The organism is Galbibacter sp. BG1, assembly GCF_013391805.1.
Taxonomy (GTDB): domain Bacteria; phylum Bacteroidota; class Bacteroidia; order Flavobacteriales; family Flavobacteriaceae; genus Galbibacter.
The window spans coordinates 3,344,519-3,369,774 of record NZ_CP058364.1 but is presented as its reverse complement, the minus strand read 5'-3'; the positions used below and the strand labels follow the sequence as shown (position 1 = coordinate 3,369,774).

Sequence of the window (25,256 nt, the reverse complement as noted above, 5' to 3'; positions counted from 1 at the left end):
TAAGGTTAAATAACTATTAAAGTTAACGTATAAAAAGGGACGCAAAGTTTATTGGCACAAAAAAATCCCGCTTGAATAAAGCGGGATTGTAATTACTATAAAAGTAAAACTATCCTAAATACATTTTTAGTATTTTACTTCTGGAATTATGTCTTAATCGTCTTATTCCTTTTTCACGAATTTGTCTTACTCGCTCGCGAGTCAAGTCGAAAACATCCCCAATTTCTTCTAGGGTCATTGGTTGTTGGTCCCCGATCCCATAATTTAACCTTATAACGTCTGCTTCCCTGTTGGTAAGGGTTTCTAATGCCCGGTTAATTTCAATATTAAGGGAATCGTGCAATAAGTCTTTATCTGGATTTGGAGACTCCCCAGACCTTACTACATCGTACAGATTGGAGGTTTCCCCTTCTTTTAACGGCGCATCCATAGATAGGTGTCTTCCGGAGTTTCTCATGGACTGTTTCACGTCCTTAACCGTCATATCCAATTCTTTGGCAATTTCTTCCGCAGAAGGTGCGCGCTCATGCTCTTGTTCTAAAAATGAATACGCTTTGTTAATTTTATTTATAGAACCAATTTTGTTGAGCGGTAACCTTACAATACGGGATTGCTCTGCCAAAGCTTGAAGAATAGATTGACGAATCCACCAAACAGCATAAGAAATAAACTTAAACCCTCGGGTTTCATCAAACCTTTTGGCTGCTTTTACCAGACCTAGGTTTCCTTCGTTAATAAGGTCAGGTAATTTTAATCCCTGATTTTGGTATTGCTTGGCAACTGAAACTACAAAGCGCAAATTAGCTTTCGTTAATTTTTCCAAGGCAACCTGGTCTCCCTCTCGAATTCGTTGTGCCAATTCTACTTCTTCATCGGCAGTGATCATATCGATCTTACTTATGTCTTGTAAATACTTATCTAAAGACTTCGATTCTCGGTTGGTTACCTGCTTTATAATTTTTAGTTGTCTCATATATTTTTTTCTATAAACTTTTATTAACCTCGCATTAATAACCATTTTTTTTCAGAAAAGCAAATAAACTATTGATTTAATTACTTTTGGAGCATTAAATTGGGAAATAATTAAGAAATAAGTTGATTTCGTTAATTTATTTAAGAAATTTTTAATAAAAGAAGCCTGAGAAAATTTTTACATTTCTCAGGCTTTTTCTTCTATTTTAAAGATGTGGAAATTACTTAATCTCCAATACCTCAATATCAAATACTAGATCTTTTCCAGCTAATGGATGGTTGGCATCTACAACGATAGACTCGTCTTTTACATCGGCAACCACTAGTTGGATTTCTCTTCCTTCTGGAGTGCGGGAAACAAGTCCCATTCCTTGCTTAGGTTCTATATTTTCTGGAAGCTCACTTTTTGGGATTTCTTGAAGTAATTCTTCCCTTACGTCTCCATAGGCTTCAGAAGATGGAATATTAATAGTCTTTTTTTCGTTAACCGACATATTTAAAATTCCATTTTCAAACCCAGGGATTAATTGACCTTGACCAAGTGTAAATTCCAATGGCTCTCTTTCCAGAGAACTATCAAAAACTTGACCGTCTTCTAATTTTCCTGTGTAATGAACTTTAACTGTGTCGTTTTCCTTTACTTGACTCATACAAAAATTTTAATTGTGTTTGCCTCTGTGCAAACTTACGTTTTTACTTAAAGTGCGAAACTACAGCAAATTTATGGAAAGACCATAGCATTAATGTTAAGTATTGTTTAAAGTACTTGCAGCTAGGTTTTTATAAATGTAAAATCGCTCTAAATAATGGGGTTATTTGTTAATCTTGTGTTTATCTCCAATTTAAATTTCACATTAAACATAAAACTAGCTAAATTTGCACGTTTAACCATTTACCTAATAAAGAAGCATGTTTACGATTGAAGAAGAAGAAAAAAAGGAGCTCTACGATTATCAAAAAGGGGCAATAGACGAGATATTTGATCGTATTCAAAATCAGCCTCCAAATTATCATTTGTTATATCAACTCCCAACTGGAGGGGGGAAAACGGTAATTTTTTCTGAAATTGTAAGGAGATACATTCAGCAATACAACAAAAAAGTGGTGGTGCTTACCCATAGAATCGAGTTGAGTAAACAAACCTCTAAAATGTTGCGTGGTTTTAATGTTAAAAACAAGGTTATAAACAGCAAAGTAAAAGAATTACCCGATCAAGAGGAGTATATGTGCTTTGTGGCCATGGTGGAAACGCTTAAAAACCGTCTCAATGATAACAAACTTAAAATTGATGATGTTGGCCTTGTAATTATAGATGAAGCACATTACAATTCTTTTAGAAAATTACTGTCCTATTTTAAAAATAGTTTTATTCTGGGTGTTACAGCTACTCCCTTAAGTTCGAACATTAAACTTCCCATGAAAGACAATTACAATGAACTTATCATTGGGGAAGCTATAAAAACATTGATCAATAAGGGCTTTTTGGCGAAAGCGGAAACATATTCCTACGATGTAGGTCTTGGGGCATTAAAAGTGGGAATCAACGGGGATTATACGGTTAAATCTTCTGAAGCTCTGTATTCCAACTTGGAGATGCAGGAAAAGCTTTTGTATGCTTACGAAGAAAAATCCAAAGGAAAGAAGACCCTTATTTTTAACAACGGTATAAATACATCTTGGTATGTGTACGAAATGTTTCGGGAGGCAGGTTACCCGGTAAGGCATCTCGACAATACACACAGTAACAAGGAACGAAAGGAGATATTGAAATGGTTTAAAAATACCCCAGATGCTATTTTAAGTTCTGTGAGTATTTTAACCACAGGATTTGATGAACCTTCCGTGGAAACCATTATCTTAAACAGGGCGACAAGATCGCTTACCCTTTATTTCCAGATGATTGGTCGTGGATCTAGGGTACTAGAGAAAAAAAATAGGTTTACCGTAATCGATTTGGGGAATAATGTGGCACGTTTCGGACTGTGGAGCGAGCCTGTAGATTGGCAACATATTTTCAAGTATCCAGACTTTTATTTAGAAAACATTAAAGATGACGAGGAGATTGAAAGTAATTTCGTTTACGAAATGCCAGCCCAATTACGTAAAAAGTTTGATAAAACCGAAGATGTTTCCTTTGATATTGAAAACTTATATGATGATGTGATAAAAAAAGGATTGCGATCTAAAATTATCTTAGAAAAGTCTTTAGAACAACACACCGAAATGTGCGTGGAAAATAGTGAAGATGCCTATGAGGCACGAATGCTTGCCATGGAATTGAAAGACGATATCGATAGCCGTATAAAACGCTATTCGTATTGCATAAGCAAAAGCACAAAAAACTATAGGGATTGGCTTGCAGAAGACTATTTTAGGAAACTTCGAATGAATATTGTAAAAGAATACCAGTCATAAAAAAAGAGCCGTTTTACGGCTCTTTTTTGTTTTTGTAAGGTCTAATTATTCTTATTTACATCCTCCTGTAAATCCAGTAGCGTCGAATTGTGTTTTTACAGAGCCTTGTTTTTCTCCTTGTACGGCTTGTATTATTAAATCGTTGATACCACTTCGTTTCGGACTACAATATTCAAATAGGTAATAACTCTTTGCTTGTCCAGCTACGTTTTCAGAAATTTCTTCAAAAGTATCTTCCAGCTCCTCTTTATTGTTGGCGAAGGCACTTCCGGTTTTACCAATTTTTTCCAATACTACATTGTCAATTTCGTTTCCTAATCCAATAGTAAAGAAAGAAATATTCTCATCGGCATTTTCTACCGTATTCAATGCGGTACTTTCTGGAACCCTTGCGGCTTGGTCGGTACCATCTGTAAAAATAACCACAGAAGATGCCGCCAAAATATCATTGGCCTCATTTTCCTTTAATATATCGTCTGCAATTTTTGTGGACTGTACCACGGCACCGTATAAGTTGGTAGAAGCATCGCTACTAATGGAATCCGTAACACCTTCAATTGCCATTTTTAGTTCTTCTTTATTCGTGGTAAGCGGATTCAGTTCGTGTAACTCTTCTTCTCCATCAAACCAATAAATGGCCATTTTGTACTGTTCGCTGGGTGTTGTTGGCATAACCTGATCGATAAAACTTGTGGATGCCGTTTTTAACTCCTCCAGACTTGAACTCAATACACTGTTACTTAAATCCAATACCAATAAAGTGTTCGTATTGAATATTTGTTCGTTTGGTGAAATTCTACTGAATGCTTCGGAAGGTGAAATACTTCTTGGGCAGTTATCGTTGGATCCCTGCTCAAAAATATTAAAATTACTAGCCTGAAGGTTAGGAACCGCATTTCCTTTGGTATCGTTTACCTTAAAAAAAACGGAAACTTTTCCCGGGAGGGTCGTGAATTCATCTTGAATGGTAATTTTTAAGGTCGCTTTTTCAAAACCAAGACAGTCGGGAATACCTCCATCACCATTAAAATCATCATCAGATGAACCACAAGCCATAAAAAGACTTGCTATACACACTAAACTAAATATCGTTTTGATAAATTTCATATAAAATTTGCTTTTAAATCTTGTTGTAATTAAAACGTATCAAAAAGATTAAAATTATGTTACACTACCAAATGTTTAACTTTTTATATAGAAAAGTATGTTTGAAAAGTGACTAAGATAGATAATTATATTTCATACAATTCAATAGGAAGATCGTCGGGATCAGAAAAAAAGGTAAAGCGTTTTCCCGTGTGTTCATCAATTCTAATGCCTTCTATTTTAATTTTATTTTTAGAAAGTTGCTCAATGTAAACATCTAGATTTTCAGCAGCAAAGGCCAAATGTCTTAATCCAGTTGCTTCCGGTCGGCTGGTACGTTTAGGCGGATTGGGAAAGGAGAATAACTCTATAACGTATACGCCATTTAGTGCCAAGTCCAATTTGTAAGAGTTACGTTCTTCTCGATACACTTCACGAATTATGTCCAAGCCTAATATTTCAGTATAAAAATGTTTAGATGTTTTATAGTCCGAAGAAATAATGGCGATATGGTGTATTCCTTGTAGCACTACGATTTAATTTTTGTTAAAGGTTTCTTTTTAATCATCCCGCCTTTGGTGTCTTTAACAGAATTCATAATGATAAATGCATTTTTATCAATTTTATCAATCTCAGTTTTTAGGGCAGACATTTCCAATCGTGTTATTACGGTGTATACAATATCGATGTTTTTGAGCGGGGAGTTATCCGGAGAATAACCTCGTTGCCCTTTTATAATAGTGCAACCACGCCCCATTTTATGGATAATGGCTTTACGGATGTCGTTGTATTTATCAGAAATGATAGTTACCCCAATAAACTCCTCGATACCATCTATTACGAAATCCACGGTTTTAGAGGCCGAAAAATAAGTTAAGATGGCATACAACGCTATTTCTGTGGAAAATATATAAGCGGCAGTTATAAAAATTACAATATTGAAAAGGAGGATCACATTCCCAACGGTAAGACTCGATTTTCTACTAATGTAGATAGCGAGAACTTCCGTGCCGTCTATAATGGCGCCTCCACGAATTGCCATGCCAATGCCAAGACCTAGGAAAAACCCACCAAAAGCAGCTATTAATATTTTATCGTTGGTTACCATGGGGAAGGGGATAAAATGTACCGCCAGTGCCAATAGAAATATCCCAATAATACTACTTATGGCAAATCTTTTACTTATGGCAAAATAGGCTAGGATTACAAAAGGCAGGTTTAAAACAAAGATTAGGATGGAAAGCGGGATGTTGGTAAGCTCTCTTGTAATGAGGGAAATTCCAGTTACGCCGCCATCTATAAAAGAACTCGGGAGCAGAAAACCCTTAAGACCGAAGGATGCCGCTAAAACACCCATTAAAATATAAAAGATATCATGAATTTCATGTGAAATTTCCACTTCAAGATCGGTAACTTGTTTTTTAAAACTTCGCTGATCCGATTCGCCATTCTTACCGCCTTCGCGGTATTTCCTTCGAACACGATCTACAATAATTTTCTTAAAAAAAGAATTCATGGGCACCCTATTATTTCAGCTAAAGATAGCTAATTTAAAAGATGAAAGTGCAATAAAAAGTTAAACTCTCGAAGCGTTATTTACAATTGTAGGCACAGTGTTTTCCGCTAAAATTAAAGTGAAAATGATATAACAAAACTATTTTGTGACCGCAGCTTTAATAGATTGAAGCTTATACCTATATTTGCACGCGAAAAAATTTGAAATACAATTTTTTAAATTTGGGAACGGAGTGATTATGTAGGTTCTCAATTTATATATTAAAAAGAAATAAATACTAAAATCTAAACGTGTGAAAGCTGGAATTGTAGGGTTACCTAATGTTGGAAAATCAACTTTGTTTAATTGTTTATCGAATGCAAAAGCACAAAGTGCCAATTTTCCCTTTTGTACTATCGAACCTAATTTAGGGGTGGTAAACGTGCCAGATAGCCGTTTGCAAAAACTGGAATCCTTAGTTAATCCCGAGCGTGTAATGCCTGCAACAGTAGAGATTGTGGATATTGCCGGATTGGTAAAAGGAGCCAGCAAAGGAGAAGGATTGGGAAATCAGTTTTTAGGGAATATACGTGAATGTAATGCTATTATTCACGTGTTGCGTTGCTTTGAAAATGACAATATTGTTCACGTAGACGGAAATGTAAATCCTATTCGCGACAAAGAAACCATCGATATTGAACTTCAGCTAAAAGACCTGGAAACGGTTGATAAAAGGTTGGAAAAAGTGAAAAGAGCGGCTAAAACAGGCGATAAAGATGCCCAAATGGAAGAAGCGTTGTTGCTGCGTTTTAAAACCGCTTTGGAAAGTGGGATTTCGGCCCGTGCAGTAGACGTTACCGAAGACGAAGCAGAATTCATTGCAAACTTTCAACTGTTAACCGCAAAGCCTATTCTTTACGTGTGTAATGTAGATGAAGGTGCGGCTAAAGACGGAAATGAATATGTGGCAAAGGTAAAAGAGGCCGTTAAGGATGAAAATGCGGAAGTAATTGTATTGGCGGTTGCTATTGAAGCAGACATCGCAGAATTGGAGGATTACGAAGAACGTAAAATGTTTTTGGAAGATATTGGTTTGGAAGAGCCGGGTGCTTCAAAATTAATTCGCGCTGCTTATAAATTACTCGATTTACAAACCTATTTCACTGCTGGTGTTAAGGAAGTTCGTGCTTGGACCATTCCAGTTGGTTCAACGGCGCCACAAGCGGCAGGGGTTATCCACACCGATTTCGAAAAGGGTTTTATTAGAGCTGAAGTAATTGGTTACAATGATTATGTAAACTATGGAAGCGAAAATAAGGTAAAGGAAGCCGGGAAAATGCGAGTAGAAGGGAAGGAGTACATCGTAAAAGATGGAGATGTGATGCATTTTAGGTTTAATGTTTAGAGCTTATAATTTACTTGTAGCATAATTGTTCTCGGAAAAACCCTTATTCGTTGTTCATTAAATAACGTTTCATTGTAAGAATTAGAAATCTCTGAAACGTTGTTTCCAAGGTTATAGAAGTCAATTCCAAATTCCCACAAAGAATCTTCTTTATGATAAAAAACTGAAGCATTGATTGTGTTGTAATTAGAATTATTTCCGAAGGTTAGATTTTTATAAAAAGTCTGAAAGTATGAAGCTTTAAATTTCCAATTGTTTAGATCATATTCAATGGCAGATTCCAACTCTGTGATGTTTGTTTCGTTAAAAAAGAAAGGATTATCATTAATAATAAACATGTTTTTAAATGAAAAATCGATATTGGGTGCATTTTCTAAATTTGTATTAAAATTTAAAGAATTATTTATACTTTGAGATATTGTTTTTGTTTCAGCCTGATTTAAAACAGAAAGTGTTTCATTTCTGTAATAAGCGTTTTCGAAAGATGCTTTCCAATACCGTCGGTTATATTTTAATCTTAAAACGGCATCATATCCATTTGTATTTCCATTAAACTGAAATGGTGTGTTAATACCATTGATTCCATTAAATTCAACCACATTAGTAATTGGATGTTTATGTTTACGCAAACCTAGATTTGCGTAGTAACTCCAACCGTAAGTTTTTGTTAAAGATAATTTTAGTAAAAATCGCTCGGTGAGCATTTGGTCTAAATAGGGATCCCCTCTAAAGATTCTATTAAAATCTAAAATTTTTAATGAATTTAAGCGTAAATCGGGAATAGGATTAATCCGGGTCTGGCGATACGTAAATTCAACTTTTTTATTTTCTTTAAACTCCCATTCAACATTTAAATCGGGTAATATATGATGCTCAATTTGACTATTTCTTAAATTGATTTGATTATCATTCCAAAAAACATATTGGTAATTTAGCCCTCCTTCAATTATCAATTTTCCAAAGAAATAGCGTTTATAACTAATGCTATTATTTAAAACATTGACTTGATTCACAAAATAGTTGTTGAAATTGGGAAATGAGAAGCTCGTATTGTTGATTTCTTGAAAATTAAAGTATGAAAGGTTATTCCGGTTGATATTACCATTAAAAGAAAAAGTTAAAAGTTCAATTCTTGAAGGTCTATAGAAATGTTCTAAGTTGAAATTTAGGTTTACTACTTCGTTTCTTTCGCTACCATTTACAGAAAAAAATGAAGTGTCGATAACCGGAATAGCTGGGTTGAAAATATTACGAGCGCTTAACCATTGTTGATCTAAATCAACATTTTCATAACTTAAATTCAAAGTACCCTTTGAAATATTTTTGTCTGAAAACCATTTTTCAAATTCCATTTTACCTGCAATTGTCAAATTTTCACTATCACTATCAAAATTGTACTGATCATTAAGATTTTCTGAATTGGTAATGTTTTGATCGGAAGCTTTTAGGGCGGTTTTTTCAAAATTGGTTTCAAGCTTTAAAACCGTATTTTCATCGGGGGAATATTTGTATTTAACTTTACTGAGGAGAATATCATGTTTCTTTAAAGATTCTTGAGATCTAAGCTCTTCAATTCCGCTTGCTTGATAAACGTTTCTATTGGTAATATTAGAATTAGACCTATCTTTTAAAAAAAGAGAAAACACCCTTAATTCATTTTTTTCATTTGGATTAAATTGAAAATTAACGCCACCAAATAAGTGGTTGTTACTATAATAACGATTGTTTTGTAAAAACTTAGTTATTGGTGAGTTTAAGACCCGAAGAATTCTGTCTGGGCTTGTTTCCCCTTCAAAGGAAAAGTAATCAGCTAGCGTAAAAGATTTTTCATAGATATTGTTCGCATCGGCAATAACATTGTAAACCAATTTAGGTTGATATTTAAAAAGGCTAGGATGTATTTTGTAAGCTTTCTCTATACCAGCTGCGGTTTCAATACTTCCAAATAAAAACTTTTTTTTGTCCTCTTTTAGACTAACATTCATTACCAATTCATTAGAGTTTTCTACCGCTTTCATAAACGGTGTTTCATTATAGTCTTCAATCATTTCAATTTCATTAACTACATCGGCAGGAATATTATCCACAGCCATTTTGGTCCTTCCGTTAAAAAAAGTTTTATCTTCGACAAGGACTTGAGAAACTTTTTGATTTTTAAAAAACACCTCTCCATCCCTCGTTACTTCTACTCCAGGCAATTTCTTTAGAACTGCTCCAAGTTTTCTTTCTTTACCATTAGTGAATGCGTCCACCTTATAGACCGTGGTGTCCTTTTTAACCTCAATAGGTGGAGTATAGTTAATTACAACTTCCTCTAACTCATTAGTGGCCGCTTTCAGTTTAATGTTGTATGTTACATCCTGAAGTTTGACAATTAAAACCTTGGAATAGGTTTCATAACCCATATGGGTAACAGTAACGGTATAGGTTGTTTGGGATTTTAAGGATAGTTTAAAACTTCCATCGTCATCAGTCACTCCAAGTTTAGGAGGTACGTCTTTATATTTTGTAATGGCTAAAACGTTGGCATTAACCACAGGATCCCCTTCTTCATTAGTGATCTGTCCGCCAAACTTCACATTTTGACTGTAACTTTTAAGACACGCACAAAATAAGAATGCAACTAATATTCTTAAGATCATATTTCTGTTTAGAAATTTTAAATTTTAGTCTGGGGTCACTTTTCTATTTTGGCGCATAATCTTAACCATTTGTTTAGAGTCAATTATGTGGTTTTGCAATGGCTTGGGGTATCTTATTTTTTTGTCAGGATTCAAGATGATATGAGTGGCTGTAATTATTGCGGCTTTGTACTTTAATTCAAGGATTAAGCCTGGTAGACCACCATATCCACTAGGACCATAAGGAAAAGGAATTTCAGGTGTGTACCAAGCAATAGTTGTAAAATAGCTGTCTGTACGTGTGTTATACTCCTTTTTTGTAGCCTTGTAACAGACATAATCTTCAATTTTCTTTGTTTCATTACTTAAATGCCAGTCATTCATTTGGTTTTCAAATGTTACTAAGTAAGTTGTACCTGCAATATCTCTATTGAAAGAAGCTATTTTGGTTTTAGGATTTTGATACCAATTTTCGTAGGATCTCGCAGCCACTGTGGCCATTTTTGCAGTTAATTCATCTACTGGAACATTTGGTAATTTTTTATAATAAGATTCAGTACCCGTATAAGAAAGTTGGAAAGACATTAAAGACATTTCACGTTCGAGCTTTTTTGCAAAGTCATTGTAATTTTCATTACGAACATAATCTACCTTGTACTCAACTATACCAGATTGAGAAAATAAGGAGGAAACAAAAAAAAGTAAAAAATTTAGTAAAACTATTTTCTTGGACATAATTATAAATTTTCTATTTTGAAAAACAGCCCTATTTAAAGGGCTGTTTTAAGCTTTAATTATTACTGAGTACAGTTTTGGTAATTCATATCATAAACTACCTCCAGTTCTTCTGCGCTGGCTCCTCCAGAAGCTTGATCATAAGTGTCAGCCATTTGGCATGCAAAAGCATGACAATCTGTAAAAATTTCCATTTTTGCAGAACTACCTGCATAGAGACCTACTGATCCCGCCAAAAATAAGCCTAATGAAAGAATTGTTTTCTTAATAATAAAATTTAAATTAAACAATGATTAATAATTATTTTATAGGATGAAAGGGGATATATTCTTTTTCTTTTATTAGTATATCGATGATATCTTGCTCAACATTTTCTTGTGGGTATTCAACAATTCTATTAATCTCCCTTCCTTTCTTGTAAAATATAGCCGTAGGCACAAATTTGATGTTAAAGGACTCCACAAGTAGCTTTGGTTCGTCTTTTTTTCTATTAATGCCAAAAAGTTCAATACTTTCATTTTCTACTCCTAAGTACTCTAATGATTTTAAGAATTTTGGGAAGAAAGATTTACTATCACCACACCAAGTGCCAATAAAGACTTTTACTGAATACTCTTCAATGTTTCCATTAAACTTGTCAAGTATATTCTTATTGGGTTTAAAATTATTATATCTGCTTTCCAGCCATTTGAAATCCTCAATTTTTTTTATGGAATCCAACGGGATACTTCCTATCGAATAATTACTGCTCTGGCTATAAACTTTAGGAATAAAGAGTATAATAAAAAAAAGGATTTTTAACCTCATGATTGTTACGAATTATAAAAAATCACCTTCAAAAAAACGTTGAAATACATTTTTACGATGATAAACTGCTTAAAACTAAGGAAATAAATTCAATAATCAAGGGGGGGGGATTGTAGAAAATTTTAAATTAGGGGAATTTTCCCCTAATTTTAAATATAGATTTTAATCAATAAATTAAACACTCATCGCTGAATACAATGAAGATAAAATAAAATTGATATCTGTTTCATAATCAAACCACAATACATTCTCATCTTTCCGGAGCCAGGTAAATTGCCGTTTGGCGAAACGACGGGTATTTTTTTTAATTTCCGACACGGCAAAATCAAGTGTCCAATTGCCATCAAAATATTCAAAAAGCTCTTTGTATCCCACCGTTTGTAAGGCGTTTAGGTTTCGGTGGTCATAAAGCTGTTTGGCTTCTTCCAAAAGCCCCTGTTTCATCATAATATCTACGCGACGATTAATACGATCGTAAACAACAGCGCGGTCGGCGGTTAGTCCAACTGTAATGGTTTTAAACGGTCTATTTTCCTTTTGTCGGTTTAAAAATGAAGAATATGGTTTCCCAGTGCCTAAACAAATTTCCAACGCTCGAATAAGTCGGTGCGGATTATCGATATCCATATTTTGGTAATGCTCGGGATCCAATTCCTTTAAAGAGCTTTGCAAGCCTAAAATACCATCTTCTGAAAGTTGCTTGTTGAGTGTTTGCCTTATCCCTGGGTCTATCTCGGGAAAATCGTCAAGACCCTCAATAACAGCTTTATTATAAAGTCCGCTTCCGCCGGCCATTACAACCATTTCATGTTTTTTAAAAAGCCGATCGAGTAGGGAGATGGCATCTCTTTCAAAATCTCCTACGGAATAGTTTTCGAAAATACTCTTATGCTGAATAAAATGATGTTTTGCCTGATTCATCTCCTCGTCATTTGGAACGGCAGTGCCTATTTTCATTTCCTTAAAAAACTGTCGGGAATCTGAAGAAATGATCTCCGTAGAAAAGGCATTTGCCAAATCAATAGCCAATGCCGTTTTACCTATGGCGGTAGGCCCGACAACAGTTATTAAGTGTTTATTGTTCATTTAAATAATTTCCGCAGTTATAACAATAGGTTGCATGGTCTTTATGGTTATCTGCATTGCAATTCTGGCAAACTTGAGTATTTGTGTGAATTTCTTGAATGGTATTGCTGTTTTTTTCGGAGGTTGTTTTGGTGCCTTGTTTGGCAAACTCCACAGTAACAATGCCTGTGGGAACGGCAATAATCCCATAACCAAGAATCATAATTATGGCCGCAATTATTTGTCCGATATCCGTAACCGGTGCAATATCTCCATAACCAACGGTGGTGAGGGTAACTATGGTCCAATAAATACTTCTGGGAATACTCGTAAAACCGGCATCGGCGCCTTCAATAAGATACATAACAGTTCCCATGATAACCGATAAAATAAGAACTACATAAATAAACACGGCAATTTTTGCCCTGCTTGATTTTATAGCCTCTTTAAGTTGTGATGCCTCGCCAATAAAGCGAACCAGTTTTAAAATTCTGAATACCCGTAGCAATCTTAACGCCCTAACCGCTAAGAGGACTTGAGATCCCGCTAAGAAAAAAGATAAATAGAGCGGAATAGTAGATAGGAAGTCTACAATCCCATAAAAGCTAAAAATATAGTGTTGTGGTTTTTTAATGGAAATAATTCTGGCCAAATATTCTATGGTGAAAAATATGGTTATTACCCATTCGGCTGTTAGCAGATAGGAATGGTATTTGGCGTCAAAGGACTTTATGCTTTCCAGCATAACCAGTATGATGCTTAAAATGATAATTATGAAAAGTAAAATATCGAACCATTTTCCCATGGGAGTATCTGCTTCATAAATAATTTCATGAAGTTTGTGTTTCCAATTGGCTGATTTCTGATCTTTATTTTTCAAATGATACAGGTATTACTTTCACCGACTTCTTTTTTCTTAAATACAATTGTATAAGGTGGCTGGCATTTGGGGTGTTTTCCATAGGGGTAATTATGGATTCCAGTATGGTTTGATTGTTGATCTGGTGATTGAGTTCGTAAAACCCAATACCTTTAAAAACACCATCTTTGATGTAAACCGCACTTCTTTCATTTACCTCACGGCCTCTGTCGGAAATTATAAATGTATTATCCTGCAGTCCATATTTGTAAAGAGCTTTTTTTACTCTCTTATTGTAAGTCTTTACATCTTCTTTTTCAATACAAGCTCCATGACATTTATCTATGGTGTAATTGTAACAGTTTTTCTTCGCCCCCGAAAGTCCGTTTAACTTATTGCAAAGAGAGAACTCTTCCCCAACGCTGTGCAAAAAATTATATCCCTGCTGATAGTTTGCAAAGGTGGTAACATAACTTTTTCTATTATCGGCTTTGCCTATTTTTAAGGTTATATATCCTTCTTTATTTTCCTTGGCAAACAAAGTGTGGGTAAATAGTTTTTTATGCTTAACATTGTATTTTGGGTTGTTCTTTTTTACTTCTGCATTTTCTTTTAAAAGCGCAATCAGTTCATTACCGGTTTCTTCGTAAGTTACGGCTTTCACCTCTTTTTGTAGTTTTTTATTCTTTTTGGAAGAGGAAGCAAATATTTTATTGACCCTTTTTTGAATATTTTGACTCTTAGCAATATATACTATTTCCCCATCTGTATCGTGAATATAAAACACTCCTACCGATGTGGGTAATTGTGCCACGATGTCCATTAGCCTCGGGTTAAGTTGGCCGATATTCTCCGAGCGTATATTGCTTTGAACGATTTGCTTGGAAGTGTCTTTGGCCAACAGCATTTTAAAAAGTTTTACCGTGGCTTGGGCATCTCCGCTTGCCCGATGTCTATCGCTTACAGGAATTCCCAAAGAACGAACCAGTTTCCCAAGACTGTAGGAAGGTTGATCTGGAATTAGCTCTTTGGCCAATTCTACGGTACAAAGTGATTTCCGTTGAAAATCGTAACCCAACCTTCTAAATTCTGTTTGTAAGATTCTATAATCAAATTGGGCGTTATGGGCCACTAGAGTAGTGCCATCGGTAATTTCGACAATCCTTTTAGCCACTTCATGAAATTTAGGGGCCGTTTGCAGCATGGCATTGTTAATACCGGTTAATTTTACAACAAATGGTTGAATTTCCTTTTCTGGATTTACCAAACTTATAAACCGGTCGACTGTTTTGTGCCCATCGAATTTATAAATAGCAATCTCGGTAATCCCTTCTTCATTGTATTTACCTCCAGTAGTTTCTATATCGAGTATTGCGTACATTTATTGTTTGGGTTAGTCTTTGCTAAGTAACGATTTTTGTTTTAAATTTTAATAGCTAATTACGGGCACCAAAAATACTGCTTCCTATGCGTACCATCGTGCTTCCACATTCCATGGCAAGTTTATAATCCCCACTCATACCCATGGAGAGAATGTTTACGTCCAACCTCTCCGTTTTTGGATAGTCGCTTTTTATTGTATCGTAAAGATTTTTCAAGTACTCGAATTCACCTTTAACCCGTTCCTCATCATCTGTAAATGTTGCCATTCCCATGAGACCAACTACTTTTACGTGCTCCATTTGTTGAAAAGCTTCCGAAGTTAATACTTCCCGCAATTCATCTTCATCCATACCAAATTTGGTCTCTTCTTTGGCGATGTGCATCTGTAGCAGGCAGGGAATCACACGGTCGTTTTTCTTTGCCTGTTTCTCAATTTCCTTGAGGAGCTTTAAGGTGTCTACACCATGAATTAAACTTACAAAAGGAGCCATGTATTTTACCTTATTTCGTTGCACGTGGCCAATCATATGCCATTCTATGTCCTTTGGAAGCGCTTCCCACTTGCTGGTCATTTCCTGTACCTTGTTTTCCCCAAAAATTCGTTGACCGGCATTGTAAGCCTCAAAAATATCTTCATTTGGTTTTGTTTTGGAAACCGCGACCAACGTTACTTTCTCTGAGAGCTCTTGTTGTATTTTATTTAAATTTTCTTTTATCGACATTTCTATTGTTCTTTAAAACCATCATTTGTTTAAAACTCATATATGGTAAGCCCACTTTTTAGTTTAGGTTCTATATATGTGGTTTTTGGGGGCATTTTTAAACCATCGTCGGCAATTTGCTTCATTTGCGAAACTTTTACAGGAAACAGGCTAAAACCTATTTTAAACTTCCCGTTGTCGATGGCATCTTTCATTTTTATGGTATTGTACTTTCCGGAGCCATACTCAATCCTGGTATCGTTCCTTAAATCTTTAATCCCTAAAATAGGTTTTAAAATGGTGACAAACAAAATTTGAGTATCCAGTTCGCTTAAAGAATCGCTGAAGGTATAATTTTTCCTGAGGTATAATGAGTAAAATTCTCCATCGAGATACATTCCAAAATGATGGATTTTAGAAGGTTTGTAAAGGTCTGCTCCACGATTTTCTATTCTGAAGTATTCATCCAATTGAATTAAAAATTCCTCTTTGGTGAGTCCGTTAAGGTCTTTTACCATTCTATTGAACTCGTAAATCTTTAAATTTGACTCCGGAATTAAATAACTCATAAAGTAATTATAAGTCTCTTCCCCTGTATGTTCTGGATTCTCCTTTTGAAGCTCTTTCGCCAACAGATTGGATGATGCAGAGCGGTGATGTCCATCTGCAATATAAACGCTGTCTAACTGGCTAAAAACCCCTTGTATTTTTTCAATGAGGTTAGCATCGTCAACTTTCCATAGATAATGAATGGCTTTGTCTGTCGTAGCGAATTCATATTCTGGTGTTTGCTGTGTAACGGCATTCACAATGGTATCTATCTCTTGGTTATCGGGATAGGTGAGTAGTACGGGTTCTGCATTAAAGCCGACAGTTTTTAAATAATCCTTGAAAAGCTTTTCCCTGGATTTTATGGTAGCTTCATGCTTTTTTATAATATTATTTCGATAATCGGCAACACTGGCACCAGCAAAAATGCCACAGAAACTACCTTTTCGGGTTTTAATTTTATAAATATAAAAGGAGGCTTTATCATCTTTTTTAAAAACACCTTCTTCCAGAAATTCCAAATACCGATTTCTCACTAGAGAAAAACGTCTTTCCCCAGAAATATCGTGATGAAACTTATAACCAGGGTTTACTATGTGCAAAAAGGAAAAGGGATTGTAAGAAAGGGTTGTATTTAATTCGTCTACAGGATAATCTTCATAAGACCTAGAAACTACCAAACCAACATTGGCTTTGGTGGGCCTCACTGCTGCAAACGGAATTATTTTTATCATTTCTTATATGTATTCAATAATCAAAATTTGTTCAATTCCAACTATTTGGGGTAAATATTATGCCTCTTCAGCCTTATAACCATGGAGTTAACCCGAATGGGGAAACTACCTTATTTTTTAAATTGTTTTGCTACAACCTCAGCTTTCCTATTTTCAGAATAATCGTAAAAGCCTTCTCCAGATTTTACCCCTAATTTGCCAGCGGTTACCATATTGACCAATAGCGGACAGGGAGCGTATTTCGGATTTCTAAATCCGTCGTACATAACATTCAGAATCGACAAACAAACATCAAGTCCGATAAAATCTGCCAATTGCAGCGGTCCCATAGGGTGTGCCATTCCTAATTTCATTACGGTATCTATTTCATAAACCCCTGCAACACCATTGTAAAGCGATTCAATGGCTTCGTTAATCATGGGCATTAATATGCGGTTTGCTATAAAGCCAGGATAATCGTTAACTTCCACAGGAACTTTACCAATGGCCTCAGACAGCGAAAATATGGTTTCTAAGACCTGCTGGCTGGTGTTGTATCCTTTAATAACCTCTACCAGTTTCATAATTGGTACGGGATTCATAAAATGCATCCCGATTACCCGTTCTGGATTTTCTACAGCTGTAGCTATTTTGGTAATTGAAATAGAAGAGGTATTGGTGGCCAAAATAGTTTCGGAGCCGCAAAGTGAGTTTAAATCCTTAAAAATTTTCAACTTTAAACCTTCGTTTTCAGTAGCTGCTTCTACCACCAATTCTACATTCTTCACGCCGTTTTGCATGACTGTATGGGTAGTAATATTTTCCAAAGTCGCATTTTTGTCAGCTTCAGAAATTTTTTCCTTTGCTACCATTCTATCCAAGTTTTTTTCAATGGTGAGCAATCCTTTTTTCAAAGATTCTTCAGAAATATCAATCAGGTTTACTTTATAACCATTTTGCGCAAAAGTATGCGCAATTCCATTTCCCATAGTTCCTGCACCAATTACGGCTATATTTTTTATATCTGTCATTGTTCTATCTTTTAAATTATATCATCCAAATTTTTAATTCCAACCCCTCTGTACACTAGTTCTTCCGCTAAATATGCATAACAGTCATTTAAATTGAGAGGGTTAGTATAACTAAGAAGATTTATAGTTCGTGGCTCTTCATCTAGTAAATTATCCGGATAATATTTAAAGCATGGAATGAAGCCTTTACATTTAAAGTTTTTATCGTGTACAGCATCAGCAATAATTCCAATCCCAAGTTTAAAAGCAAAATCATCAAAAATAATAAAAAGACTATTCGTTTTGGAAGCACTATTTTGAATTTTTTTTATAAATGACGAGACATTTGAATTTTGATTAGATAAATATAATAGTTTATGTTCAAATGCTTTCTGGTGACTATGTAGCATGAATAATGATTTAATAACGTTTATTTTTCCACCAAGGAAACAATTTCCATGGCAACTTTTAAGGCGGCAGTTCCATGCTCCAGGCTTACCGCAGTTTCGGTATTATTATTTATGGCATCGGCGAAAGATTCCAACTCATCTAAAATAGCGTTGTTTTGGTTCACCTTAGGATTTTCAAAATAGATTTGTTTTTTATCCCCTTCGGCATTTTGTAAAACCAAGGCATATTCATCCGGCTTTTTAGGGGCGTCTTTCATTTTTACAACTTCTACCTGCTTTTCGAGGAAATCGACTGAAATATAGGCGTCGCGTTGAAAAAATCTTGATTTACGCATATTTTTAAGGGAAATCCTACTGGCTGTTAGATTTGCCACACAACCATTTTCAAATTCAATTCGTGCATTTGCGATATCCGGTGATTTACTGATAACAGAAACACCACTGGCATTTATGTTTTTTACGGGCGACTTTACAACGCTTAAAATAATATCAATATCGTGTATCATTAAATCCAATACCACGGGAACATCGGTACCCCGCGGGTTGAATTCTGCCAACCGGTGGGTTTCTATAAACATGGGATTTTCTACCTTTTCTTTTACCGCAATAAATGCAGGGTTAAAACGCTCTACATGCCCCACTTGCCCTTTTACGTTGTTTTCTTTGGCCAAGGCAATAAGCTCTTCGGCTTCTTCAACCGTTTTGGTAATGGGTTTTTCTAAAAAAACATGCTTTCCTTTTTTAATGGCTTTTAGGCCACATTCGTAATGGGAAAGGGTAGGGGTTACAATATCCACCACATCTACGGCGTCGATAAGTTCTTCTATGGTAGGAAAGTATCTATACCCAAATTCCTTAACTATTTTCTGAGCATTTTTTTCGTCTGGGTCATAAAATCCAATAAGTTCATATTTATCCGATTGATTGATAAGTCTTAAATGAATTTTACCAAGGTGGCCGGCACCTAGAACACCTGCTTTGAGCATAAGATATGTTTTTAAACAAAAATAAGGTTATTGCATCATAATGCCAATCAAACTTATAATATTAATGTTTGTTAGTTAAAAAATACGCTTGCAAGCGTTACGTAGTATGAATTTCTATGCTATAGGTGGCTTGGTAAGTTTGCTTGGCCTCCAAACTAATAATCCCTTCCTTGTTTTTAAAATCCCCATCCGTTTGAGCGCTATCTGTAATACCCAGCCAAGGTTCTATGCATACAAAATCCCCTTCTGGTTTTGCCCATATGCCCACATAGTCAAAATCAGCAAATGAGACAGTGAGAATTTTGCCGAGCGATTTATTGGTTAGGCTTATTTTTTTGGACTGTAAATCTTTAAAGATAAGTGCATCTTCTGCAAAAAGTTCGTGTTTCAGCGGTAAAACATCGGTTTGATGCAAAAATGGTGCGCTTTTGCCATTTTGGAGTCCGTTTTCATCAATTAAATAACGCTGGCTGTTCTCTTTTTTCTCAAATTCTAGTTGGTAATCGGTATAACTTTCGTTTGGCTTTAGCGGACATTTAAATGCAGGATGTCCGCCCAAAGAGAAATACATAAACTCATCTCCATGATTTATAATGTTGTGGGAAACTTTTAAGATATTGCCCTCTAAAGAAAAAGTGATATTGAATTCAAATTTACAAGGATAATTTTTAAGGGTTTCTTCGGAATATTTGTACTGAAAAGTAATGGTTTCTTCTACGTGATGAATTATCTTTAATTGATCATTATTCCGTATAAAGCCATGTTTGGGAACCGTATACTCTTTTCCTTCAAATCTAAAATGATTTTCTTTTAAGGCACCAATGATAGGAAATAAAACTGGTGCATGACTTCCCCAGATAGCCGAATCTGCCTGCCAGATAAATTCCTGATTATCTTTATTTTTTATACTGCAGAGCTCCGCGCCAACTTTGGTGATTTCTATTTTTAATAAATGATTTTTAATGGACAGTTTTTCCGAATTTTTCATGAATGGATACTTTATAATACCGACTTATCAAAAGTATGAATTCTTCCATTATTATTAGAAAAACTTCGCTATCTTGTTCTATATCTCATAACTATAATTCTCTCATTAAAATGGATATCGTTAAATTTTGATCTTCGTTTCTTCCCTTTAAGAATTGTATTTTTAATTGAAAGTAAAGAGGTAGAGAAACATTGGTTGTTTCAGTTTTAGTTAAATAAATAAATCTATAAAATGAAAAAAATAATTGCGTTCGCAGGGAGTAACTCTTCAAAGTCCATAAATTATGAGTTGGTAAAATATACGGTTTCTTTGGTCGATGATTTTGATATACAATTACTGAATATGGCCAACATGCCATTCCCTTTGTTTAGCGAAGATGATGAACGAAAATACGGATACAAAAATTCCTTGGTAGAGCTAAAAGAAGATTTCGACGAAGCAGATGGCGTTATTTTAAGTGTGAATGAGCACAATGGCAATCCTTCGGCTTATTTTAAAAACTTAATTGATTGGATCTCTCGTTTGGAAAGAAAATTTTTGGAAGATAAATATGTTTTCTTAATGGGGACTTCCGCAGGGAAAAGAGGTGCCTTGGGCGCTATATCGGTTACAGAGAATATGTTGCCCCGTTTTGGAGCGAAAGTAGAGAATGTATTTTCCTTGCCAGAGTTCAATATGAATTTTTCAGCGAAAACGAATACAATTACCAATTCCAACATGGAAAAAGAGCATAGAAAACAGCTGGACGATTTTTTAGGGAAACTTATTAAAAAGTAGGTTGCCCTTCTAAATTTTTCTGTGCCAATTCGTCTGTAATAAATGGCAGACTGATATGAAATGAGAAGTAGTGTCCTTGATTGTTTCCGGCTATAAAAGAATCTTTAAATGTGTCTGTAAACCCTTGACTGTAGCGCAGGCTTACATACAATCCTTTTCCGTTTCTTTTGTATCTTAAATAATAACTCACATTGGCGATAAGGCTATAATCAATGTCGTTAACGTTTATACCTACTGCTTGTCTAAATTCCCCTACATCTGCACTAAAAGTGGCATCTACGTTTTGCTTAAAAGACATTTGTGGCGCCAAACCTAGACGAAGTTTTGAATTGGGAATATTATAAAAAACAAAAACAGGCACTTCAATATAGTCCATGGAAATTGTGGTGGGGACATTATTATAAATATTATCTAAATAAGCATCTCCGCTGTTTAAGGAAAAAGAATTGATGTCGAAACTGCGTTTGGACAAAAAATAGGCAGTCGGACTCACAGACCAACGATCATTGATTTTAAGGTTTCCAGCAATACCAAAATTCACCCCAAGATTGGGTTTATTTCCGTCGATATTACTGTAGTTGGTGAGCGGGACACCAATCTCCATACTTAGATTAAATTTTTCTGAAGCCACCTTGTCTCCAAATAAGGCCGCAAGAATTGCTGCTTGAGCATTAGTAGCTGATGGAAAAAACAGAAAACAAGCAAAAAGGCTAAAAAAGATAATTTTTAAGTTTGTTTTTTTTAAAGCTTCCATCAAACAAGGGTTTTATCAAATATAAAATAATTACCCTAAAATAGCTTTTCCATTTTTGCTTTTATTTCATCCAAGCAAAGGTTTCCTAGACTGCCTTTATGGGTATGGTGTATATTTCTTTTAGGGGTGAATTCCCCACGTTGAATTTCTTCTCCCATTTGTTTGTACGCATCCCTAAAGGGCATTCCGTTTAATACCAAATCGTTTAAAGTATCTACGCTAAACAGGTAATCGTATTTCTTGTCCTCGAGAATTTCTTCTTTTACTATGATGTTTTTTATAGAAAAAGTCATCATCTCCAAACAAGATTTTAATTCTTGAATGGCTGGCACTATTATTTCTTTGGTCAACTGAAGATCCCTGTGGTAACCGCTTGGTAAATTAGTCGTCAACATTGCTAATTGATTGGGCACTGCTTGAATTTTGTTACATTTTCCACGGATGAGTTCAAAAACATCTGGATTTTTTTTGTGCGGCATAATGCTGGAACCGGTGGTTAATTCATCTGGGAAAGTAATGAAATCGAAATTCTGACTCATATACAAACAGATATCCATAGAAAACTTGGCAAGAGTGGAAGCGATACTGCTTAATCCAAAAGCTGTACTTTTTTCAGATTTGCCCCGGCTCATTTGTGCGGCAACCACATTGTATTTTAAAGTTTGAAATGCCAATTCTTTCGTGGTAAAATCCCGGTCTATAGGGAAGGAGCTGCCATAACCGGCTGCACTCCCTAGCGGATTTTGATCGACTATTTTAAGCGCTGCATCAATAAAATAAATATCGTCTATTAAACTTTCTGCATAAGCGGAAAACCACAGTCCGAACGACGAAGGCATGGCAATTTGTAAATGTGTATAGCCTGGGAGTAAGGTTTTTCTATGTGTATCGGCTAATTTAATCAATACATCAAACAGTTCTTTGGTGCTATTTTTAATTTGGGAAAGCTCTTCTTTAAGATATAAGTTTACGGCAACCAAGACCTGATCGTTTCTGGAACGTGCCGTATGGATACGTTTGCCGGTATCTCCTAATTTTTTTGTTAAAAGGTATTCTATTTTCGAGTGGGCATCTTCAAATTCATCATCAATGGTAAAAGTTCCATTCTCCACACTTTTACCGATATTTTGAAGCTCTTTTACAAGATTATCTGCTTCTTCTTCAGTGATCAGTTCAATTTTTTGCAACATTTTGGCATGAGCAATAGAAGCTAAAACATCGTATTTTGCAATTACTAAATCCAATTCCCTATCGGAACCTACAGTAAAAATATCTATCTTCTTATCGGTTGAAAACCCCTTTTCCCAAAGTTTCATTTGTAAACATTTATAAAGTTATGCGCTTATCTTGAATAATCCTTCAAAAAGGATTAAAAGCAAAGATAACCTTTATCAGTATTTTATTTATAGAACCTCCTCCAGTAATTTTATATACAAATCAATTCCTTCTTCTATTTCTTCAACAAAAATAAACTCGTTGGCAGAATGCGACCGTGTAGAGTCTCCCGGGCCTAATTTTAACGAAGCACAGCTCAAAGTAGCTTGATCTGAAAGGGTAGGGGATCCATACGTTTCACGGCCTAATTTAATTCCCGCTTTTACGAGGGCATGGTCTTTCGGAATGGCCGAAGAATTTAAGCGAAGTGAACGTGGAGTTACCTCGCAAGGCGCTAATTTTTTTAGGGTTTCGTAAACTTCTTGGTTACTGTATTTATCATTTACACGCACATCTATTACCAGTTTCACTTCAGCAGGAACAACATTGTGCTGGTTCCCCGCTTCTATTTGTGTAACGGTCATCTTTACAGGACCTAAAACTTCAGAAACCTTTTCAAATTTATAATCTTTAAACCACTGCAATACCTCAATGGTTTTGTAAATGGCATTGTCGTTATTGGGGTGAGCGGCGTGACTAGGGGTTCCTTTTACCGAACCATCGAAAACCACCAATCCTTTTTCGGCAATAGCCAAGTTCATTAATGTAGGTTCGCCAACAATGGCAACCTCGATTTCTGGTAAATGTTTCAATACTGAATTCAAACCGTTGGGGCCAGAGCTTTCTTCTTCGGCAGAAGCTACCATTACTAGATTGTAATGAAGGTTTTTTTTGTGGTAAAAATATGTGAATGTAGCAATGAGTGAAACCAAGCATCCCCCTGCATCGTTGCTCCCCAGACCGTATAATTTTCCATCTTCAATATGCGGAAGGAATGGGTCTTTTGTATAAGCGGTATTTGGTTTTACCGTATCGTGGTGGGAATTCAATAGAAGTAATGGTTTCCCTTTTTGAAAATCTTCATTAAAAGCCCAGATGTTATTATTTTCCCTTTTAAAAGGGATGTTGTAACGTTTAAACCAGGCTTCAATCAACGCAGCCGTTTTATCCTCTTCCGAAGAAAAGGACTGGGTGCTAATTAATGATTTTAATAGTTCTATCGCCTCTTGGGTGAGTTGTTGTATGGTCATTATCTATGTTCTAAAGTTGAAAGTTTATTAAGTTTTAAAGTTTAGGCTCAAAGTTAATTTAGTTTGACATTCGTTAAAAGCAAATATTATTTTGTTATGCTGAGCTTGCCCGCCTGCCACGGCATTTCGGGCAGGTGGGCAAGCTCAGGGTGACATTTTCTATTTAGGTAGCATACTACAAAGTTATGGTTGTTCGTAATTCGTTATCATTTCCAAGCATGTCAACGCTTCCTACATATACTTTGCTAACCTTTCTTTCTAGGGCATTAAAACAATTGTGCAGTTTTGGCAACATACCGTCTGCAATAATATTTTCCTTTACAAGCGCTTGGTAAATTTCAGTATTAATGTCTGTTATTACTGAATTTTCATCTTCAATACTTCGTAGCACCCCTTTTTTCTCAAAGCAATAATAGAGTTCTACTTCAAAATGTTTGGTAAGGGCTACAGCTATTTCTGAAGCAATTGTGTCTGCATTGGTATTGTATAACTGACCATTTTTATCATGGGAAATGGCACAGCAAACAGGCGTAATGTCATTATTTAGAAGTAATGAAAACATTTCGACATTCACTTCAGTTACATCTCCAACAAAACCAAAATCATGGGTTTTTACAGGTCTTTTTACTGATTGCACACTGTTTAAGTCGGCTCCCGATAAACCGAGGGCATTGCAGTTATTGGCCTGTAGTTTGGCGACAATGGTTTTATTTACCAATCCTCCATAAACCATGGTAATAATGTTTAGGGTTTCTCGATCGGTAATCCGTCTGCCGTCAACCATTTTTGTTTGTATACCTAATTGGTCTGAAAGCTGAGTGGCCATTTTGCCACCGCCATGAACCAAGATTTTGGCACCCTCCATTTTGGCAAAATTGGTAAGTACTTTACCCAATACATTATCGTCTTCAATAAGGTTTCCACCTATTTTTACAATTGAAAGTTTCATATAAATATCTAAGTTATATTGGTCTGTATGGTTGTCATGCTTAGCTCGTCGAAGTATTTATGTATTAATACCCTTCGACATGCTCAGGGTGACCTAAGTATTTTTAAGAAA

The 25,256-nt window shown here is 35.4% G+C and carries 25 protein-coding genes; 3 read left to right on the top strand and 22 right to left on the bottom strand.

What is annotated here, in order from left to right; genetic code table 11:
* Nucleotides 1-109 precede the first annotated feature (109 nt).
* Both HX109_RS14640 and HX109_RS14635 read right to left on the bottom strand, forming a co-directional pair.
* Nucleotides 110-973, bottom strand: coding sequence for an RNA polymerase sigma factor RpoD/SigA (locus HX109_RS14640; protein WP_178953323.1), 864 nt, complete (start codon nt 971-973; stop codon nt 110-112).
* A gap of 220 nt (nt 974-1,193) precedes the next feature.
* Complete coding sequence (locus HX109_RS14635; RefSeq protein WP_178953321.1) at nt 1,194-1,622, bottom strand: peptidylprolyl isomerase; 429 nt, start codon at nt 1,620-1,622, stop codon at nt 1,194-1,196.
* Nucleotides 1,623-1,881: 259 nt separating this feature from the next.
* Here HX109_RS14635 and HX109_RS14630 point away from each other — a divergent pair, with 259 nt between their 5' ends.
* Nucleotides 1,882-3,387 carry a DEAD/DEAH box helicase gene (locus HX109_RS14630; protein WP_178953319.1) on the top strand — a complete coding sequence of 502 codons (1,506 nt, stop codon included), beginning with the start codon at nt 1,882-1,884 and terminating at the stop codon, nt 3,385-3,387.
* Nucleotides 3,388-3,438: 51 nt separating this feature from the next.
* On the opposite strand, the gene HX109_RS14625 is transcribed toward HX109_RS14630, so the two are convergent.
* The 3 genes from HX109_RS14625 to HX109_RS14615 all read right to left on the bottom strand — a co-directional run bounded on the left by HX109_RS14625 (nt 3,439) and on the right by HX109_RS14615 (nt 5,989).
* The gene (locus HX109_RS14625; protein ID WP_178953317.1) at nt 3,439-4,494 is read right to left on the bottom strand and encodes a vWA domain-containing protein; all 1,056 of its coding nucleotides are present in this window, start codon (nt 4,492-4,494) and stop codon (nt 3,439-3,441) included.
* 125 nt (nt 4,495-4,619) lie between these two features.
* Nucleotides 4,620-5,003: a VOC family protein gene (locus HX109_RS14620; protein ID WP_178953315.1), complete on the bottom strand. Its 384-nt coding sequence runs from the start codon at nt 5,001-5,003 to the stop codon at nt 4,620-4,622.
* On the bottom strand, nt 5,003-5,989 hold the full coding sequence (locus tag HX109_RS14615; RefSeq protein WP_178953313.1) for a YitT family protein: 987 nt from the start codon (nt 5,987-5,989) through the stop codon (nt 5,003-5,005). Before HX109_RS14615 ends, HX109_RS14620 begins: the two co-directional genes overlap by 1 nt.
* 292 nt (nt 5,990-6,281) lie before the next feature.
* Between HX109_RS14615 and ychF the strand changes: the two genes are divergently transcribed.
* The gene (gene ychF, locus HX109_RS14610) at nt 6,282-7,373 is read left to right on the top strand and encodes a redox-regulated ATPase YchF (protein ID WP_178953311.1); all 1,092 of its coding nucleotides are present in this window, start codon (nt 6,282-6,284) and stop codon (nt 7,371-7,373) included.
* Here the strand turns inward: ychF and HX109_RS14605 are convergent.
* The 13 genes from HX109_RS14605 to HX109_RS14545 form a co-directional block, all read right to left on the bottom strand.
* Nucleotides 7,370-10,015, bottom strand: a complete 2,646-nt coding sequence (locus HX109_RS14605; RefSeq protein ID WP_178953309.1) for a TonB-dependent receptor — start codon at nt 10,013-10,015, stop codon at nt 7,370-7,372. The genes ychF and HX109_RS14605 overlap by 4 nt on opposite strands.
* Nucleotides 10,016-10,039: 24 nt before the next feature.
* Nucleotides 10,040-10,729 carry a GLPGLI family protein gene (locus tag HX109_RS14600; protein WP_178953307.1) on the bottom strand — a complete coding sequence of 230 codons (690 nt, stop codon included), beginning with the start codon at nt 10,727-10,729 and terminating at the stop codon, nt 10,040-10,042.
* Between the two features lie 62 nt (nt 10,730-10,791).
* Nucleotides 10,792-11,019, bottom strand: coding sequence for a hypothetical protein (locus HX109_RS14595; protein WP_178953305.1), 228 nt, complete (start codon nt 11,017-11,019; stop codon nt 10,792-10,794).
* 10 nt (nt 11,020-11,029) lie between these two features.
* Entirely contained in the window at nt 11,030-11,536 is a 507-nt protein-coding gene (locus HX109_RS14590) for a thioredoxin family protein (RefSeq protein WP_178953303.1), read from the bottom strand.
* 174 nt (nt 11,537-11,710) lie between these two features.
* Nucleotides 11,711-12,622 (bottom strand): tRNA (adenosine(37)-N6)-dimethylallyltransferase MiaA, encoded by a 912-nt coding sequence (miaA, locus tag HX109_RS14585; protein ID WP_178953301.1) that lies wholly within the window; start codon nt 12,620-12,622, stop codon nt 11,711-11,713.
* Nucleotides 12,612-13,481 (bottom strand): ion transporter, encoded by an 870-nt coding sequence (locus HX109_RS14580; RefSeq protein WP_178953299.1) that lies wholly within the window; start codon nt 13,479-13,481, stop codon nt 12,612-12,614. Before HX109_RS14580 ends, miaA begins: the two co-directional genes overlap by 11 nt.
* The gene (locus HX109_RS14575; protein ID WP_178953298.1) at nt 13,471-14,841 is read right to left on the bottom strand and encodes an exonuclease domain-containing protein; all 1,371 of its coding nucleotides are present in this window, start codon (nt 14,839-14,841) and stop codon (nt 13,471-13,473) included. Before HX109_RS14575 ends, HX109_RS14580 begins: the two co-directional genes overlap by 11 nt.
* Before the next feature lie 55 nt (nt 14,842-14,896).
* Nucleotides 14,897-15,565, bottom strand: a complete 669-nt coding sequence (locus HX109_RS14570; RefSeq protein ID WP_178953296.1) for a YggS family pyridoxal phosphate-dependent enzyme — start codon at nt 15,563-15,565, stop codon at nt 14,897-14,899.
* A gap of 29 nt (nt 15,566-15,594) precedes the next feature.
* Complete coding sequence (locus tag HX109_RS14565; protein WP_178953294.1) at nt 15,595-16,827, bottom strand: DUF1015 domain-containing protein; 1,233 nt, start codon at nt 16,825-16,827, stop codon at nt 15,595-15,597.
* Nucleotides 16,828-16,937: 110 nt separating this feature from the next.
* On the bottom strand, nt 16,938-17,828 hold the full coding sequence (locus HX109_RS14560) for a 3-hydroxyacyl-CoA dehydrogenase family protein (RefSeq protein ID WP_178954230.1): 891 nt from the start codon (nt 17,826-17,828) through the stop codon (nt 16,938-16,940).
* Between the two features lie 20 nt (nt 17,829-17,848).
* Nucleotides 17,849-18,226, bottom strand: coding sequence for a hypothetical protein (locus tag HX109_RS14555; RefSeq protein ID WP_178953292.1), 378 nt, complete (start codon nt 18,224-18,226; stop codon nt 17,849-17,851).
* Between the two features lie 20 nt (nt 18,227-18,246).
* Nucleotides 18,247-19,212 carry a Gfo/Idh/MocA family protein gene (locus HX109_RS14550; RefSeq protein WP_178953290.1) on the bottom strand — a complete coding sequence of 322 codons (966 nt, stop codon included), beginning with the start codon at nt 19,210-19,212 and terminating at the stop codon, nt 18,247-18,249.
* 97 nt (nt 19,213-19,309) lie between these two features.
* Nucleotides 19,310-20,200, bottom strand: a complete 891-nt coding sequence (locus tag HX109_RS14545) for an aldose 1-epimerase family protein (protein WP_178953289.1) — start codon at nt 20,198-20,200, stop codon at nt 19,310-19,312.
* Nucleotides 20,201-20,431: 231 nt separating this feature from the next.
* Between HX109_RS14545 and HX109_RS14540 the strand changes: the two genes are divergently transcribed.
* Nucleotides 20,432-20,977 carry an NADPH-dependent FMN reductase gene (locus HX109_RS14540; protein ID WP_178953287.1) on the top strand — a complete coding sequence of 182 codons (546 nt, stop codon included), beginning with the start codon at nt 20,432-20,434 and terminating at the stop codon, nt 20,975-20,977.
* On the opposite strand, the gene HX109_RS14535 is transcribed toward HX109_RS14540, so the two are convergent.
* From HX109_RS14535 to argB, 4 genes are all read right to left on the bottom strand, one after another.
* Entirely contained in the window at nt 20,967-21,731 is a 765-nt protein-coding gene (locus HX109_RS14535; RefSeq protein ID WP_178953285.1) for a porin family protein, read from the bottom strand. The genes HX109_RS14540 and HX109_RS14535 overlap by 11 nt on opposite strands.
* A 35-nt stretch (nt 21,732-21,766) precedes the next feature.
* Nucleotides 21,767-23,047, bottom strand: coding sequence for an argininosuccinate lyase (argH, locus tag HX109_RS14530; protein WP_178953283.1), 1,281 nt, complete (start codon nt 23,045-23,047; stop codon nt 21,767-21,769).
* Nucleotides 23,048-23,134: 87 nt separating this feature from the next.
* Entirely contained in the window at nt 23,135-24,196 is a 1,062-nt protein-coding gene (locus tag HX109_RS14525) for a M20 family metallo-hydrolase (RefSeq protein WP_178953281.1), read from the bottom strand.
* Nucleotides 24,197-24,371: 175 nt separating this feature from the next.
* Nucleotides 24,372-25,145 carry an acetylglutamate kinase gene (gene argB / locus HX109_RS14520; protein ID WP_178953279.1) on the bottom strand — a complete coding sequence of 258 codons (774 nt, stop codon included), beginning with the start codon at nt 25,143-25,145 and terminating at the stop codon, nt 24,372-24,374.
* Nucleotides 25,146-25,256: the final 111 nt, after the last annotated feature.

Bases quoted from the DNA above. Each gene is read 5' to 3' on its own strand.
- HX109_RS14605 (WP_178953309.1), bottom strand. From the start codon at position 10,015: ATGATCTTAAGAATATTAGTTGCATTCTTATTTTGTGCGTGTCTTAAA.
- HX109_RS14575 (WP_178953298.1), bottom strand. From the start codon at position 14,841: ATGTACGCAATACTCGATATAGAAACTACTGGAGGTAAATACAATGAA.
- HX109_RS14555 (WP_178953292.1), bottom strand. From the start codon at position 18,226: ATGCTACATAGTCACCAGAAAGCATTTGAACATAAACTATTATATTTA.
- HX109_RS14535 (WP_178953285.1), bottom strand. From the start codon at position 21,731: ATGGAAGCTTTAAAAAAAACAAACTTAAAAATTATCTTTTTTAGCCTT.
- HX109_RS14590 (WP_178953303.1), bottom strand. From the start codon at position 11,536: ATGAGGTTAAAAATCCTTTTTTTTATTATACTCTTTATTCCTAAAGTT.
- HX109_RS14570 (WP_178953296.1), bottom strand. From the start codon at position 15,565: ATGTCGATAAAAGAAAATTTAAATAAAATACAACAAGAGCTCTCAGAG.
- HX109_RS14630 (WP_178953319.1), top strand. From the start codon at position 1,882: ATGTTTACGATTGAAGAAGAAGAAAAAAAGGAGCTCTACGATTATCAA.
- HX109_RS14540 (WP_178953287.1), top strand. From the start codon at position 20,432: ATGAAAAAAATAATTGCGTTCGCAGGGAGTAACTCTTCAAAGTCCATA.
- miaA (WP_178953301.1), bottom strand. From the start codon at position 12,622: ATGAACAATAAACACTTAATAACTGTTGTCGGGCCTACCGCCATAGGT.
- HX109_RS14565 (WP_178953294.1), bottom strand. From the start codon at position 16,827: ATGATAAAAATAATTCCGTTTGCAGCAGTGAGGCCCACCAAAGCCAAT.
- HX109_RS14625 (WP_178953317.1), bottom strand. From the start codon at position 4,494: ATGAAATTTATCAAAACGATATTTAGTTTAGTGTGTATAGCAAGTCTT.
- HX109_RS14525 (WP_178953281.1), bottom strand. From the start codon at position 24,196: ATGACCATACAACAACTCACCCAAGAGGCGATAGAACTATTAAAATCA.
- HX109_RS14615 (WP_178953313.1), bottom strand. From the start codon at position 5,989: ATGAATTCTTTTTTTAAGAAAATTATTGTAGATCGTGTTCGAAGGAAA.
- HX109_RS14635 (WP_178953321.1), bottom strand. From the start codon at position 1,622: ATGAGTCAAGTAAAGGAAAACGACACAGTTAAAGTTCATTACACAGGA.
- argB (WP_178953279.1), bottom strand. From the start codon at position 25,145: ATGAAACTTTCAATTGTAAAAATAGGTGGAAACCTTATTGAAGACGAT.
- argH (WP_178953283.1), bottom strand. From the start codon at position 23,047: ATGAAACTTTGGGAAAAGGGGTTTTCAACCGATAAGAAGATAGATATT.
- HX109_RS14550 (WP_178953290.1), bottom strand. From the start codon at position 19,212: ATGCTCAAAGCAGGTGTTCTAGGTGCCGGCCACCTTGGTAAAATTCAT.
- HX109_RS14600 (WP_178953307.1), bottom strand. From the start codon at position 10,729: ATGTCCAAGAAAATAGTTTTACTAAATTTTTTACTTTTTTTTGTTTCC.
- HX109_RS14545 (WP_178953289.1), bottom strand. From the start codon at position 20,200: ATGAAAAATTCGGAAAAACTGTCCATTAAAAATCATTTATTAAAAATA.
- HX109_RS14640 (WP_178953323.1), bottom strand. From the start codon at position 973: ATGAGACAACTAAAAATTATAAAGCAGGTAACCAACCGAGAATCGAAG.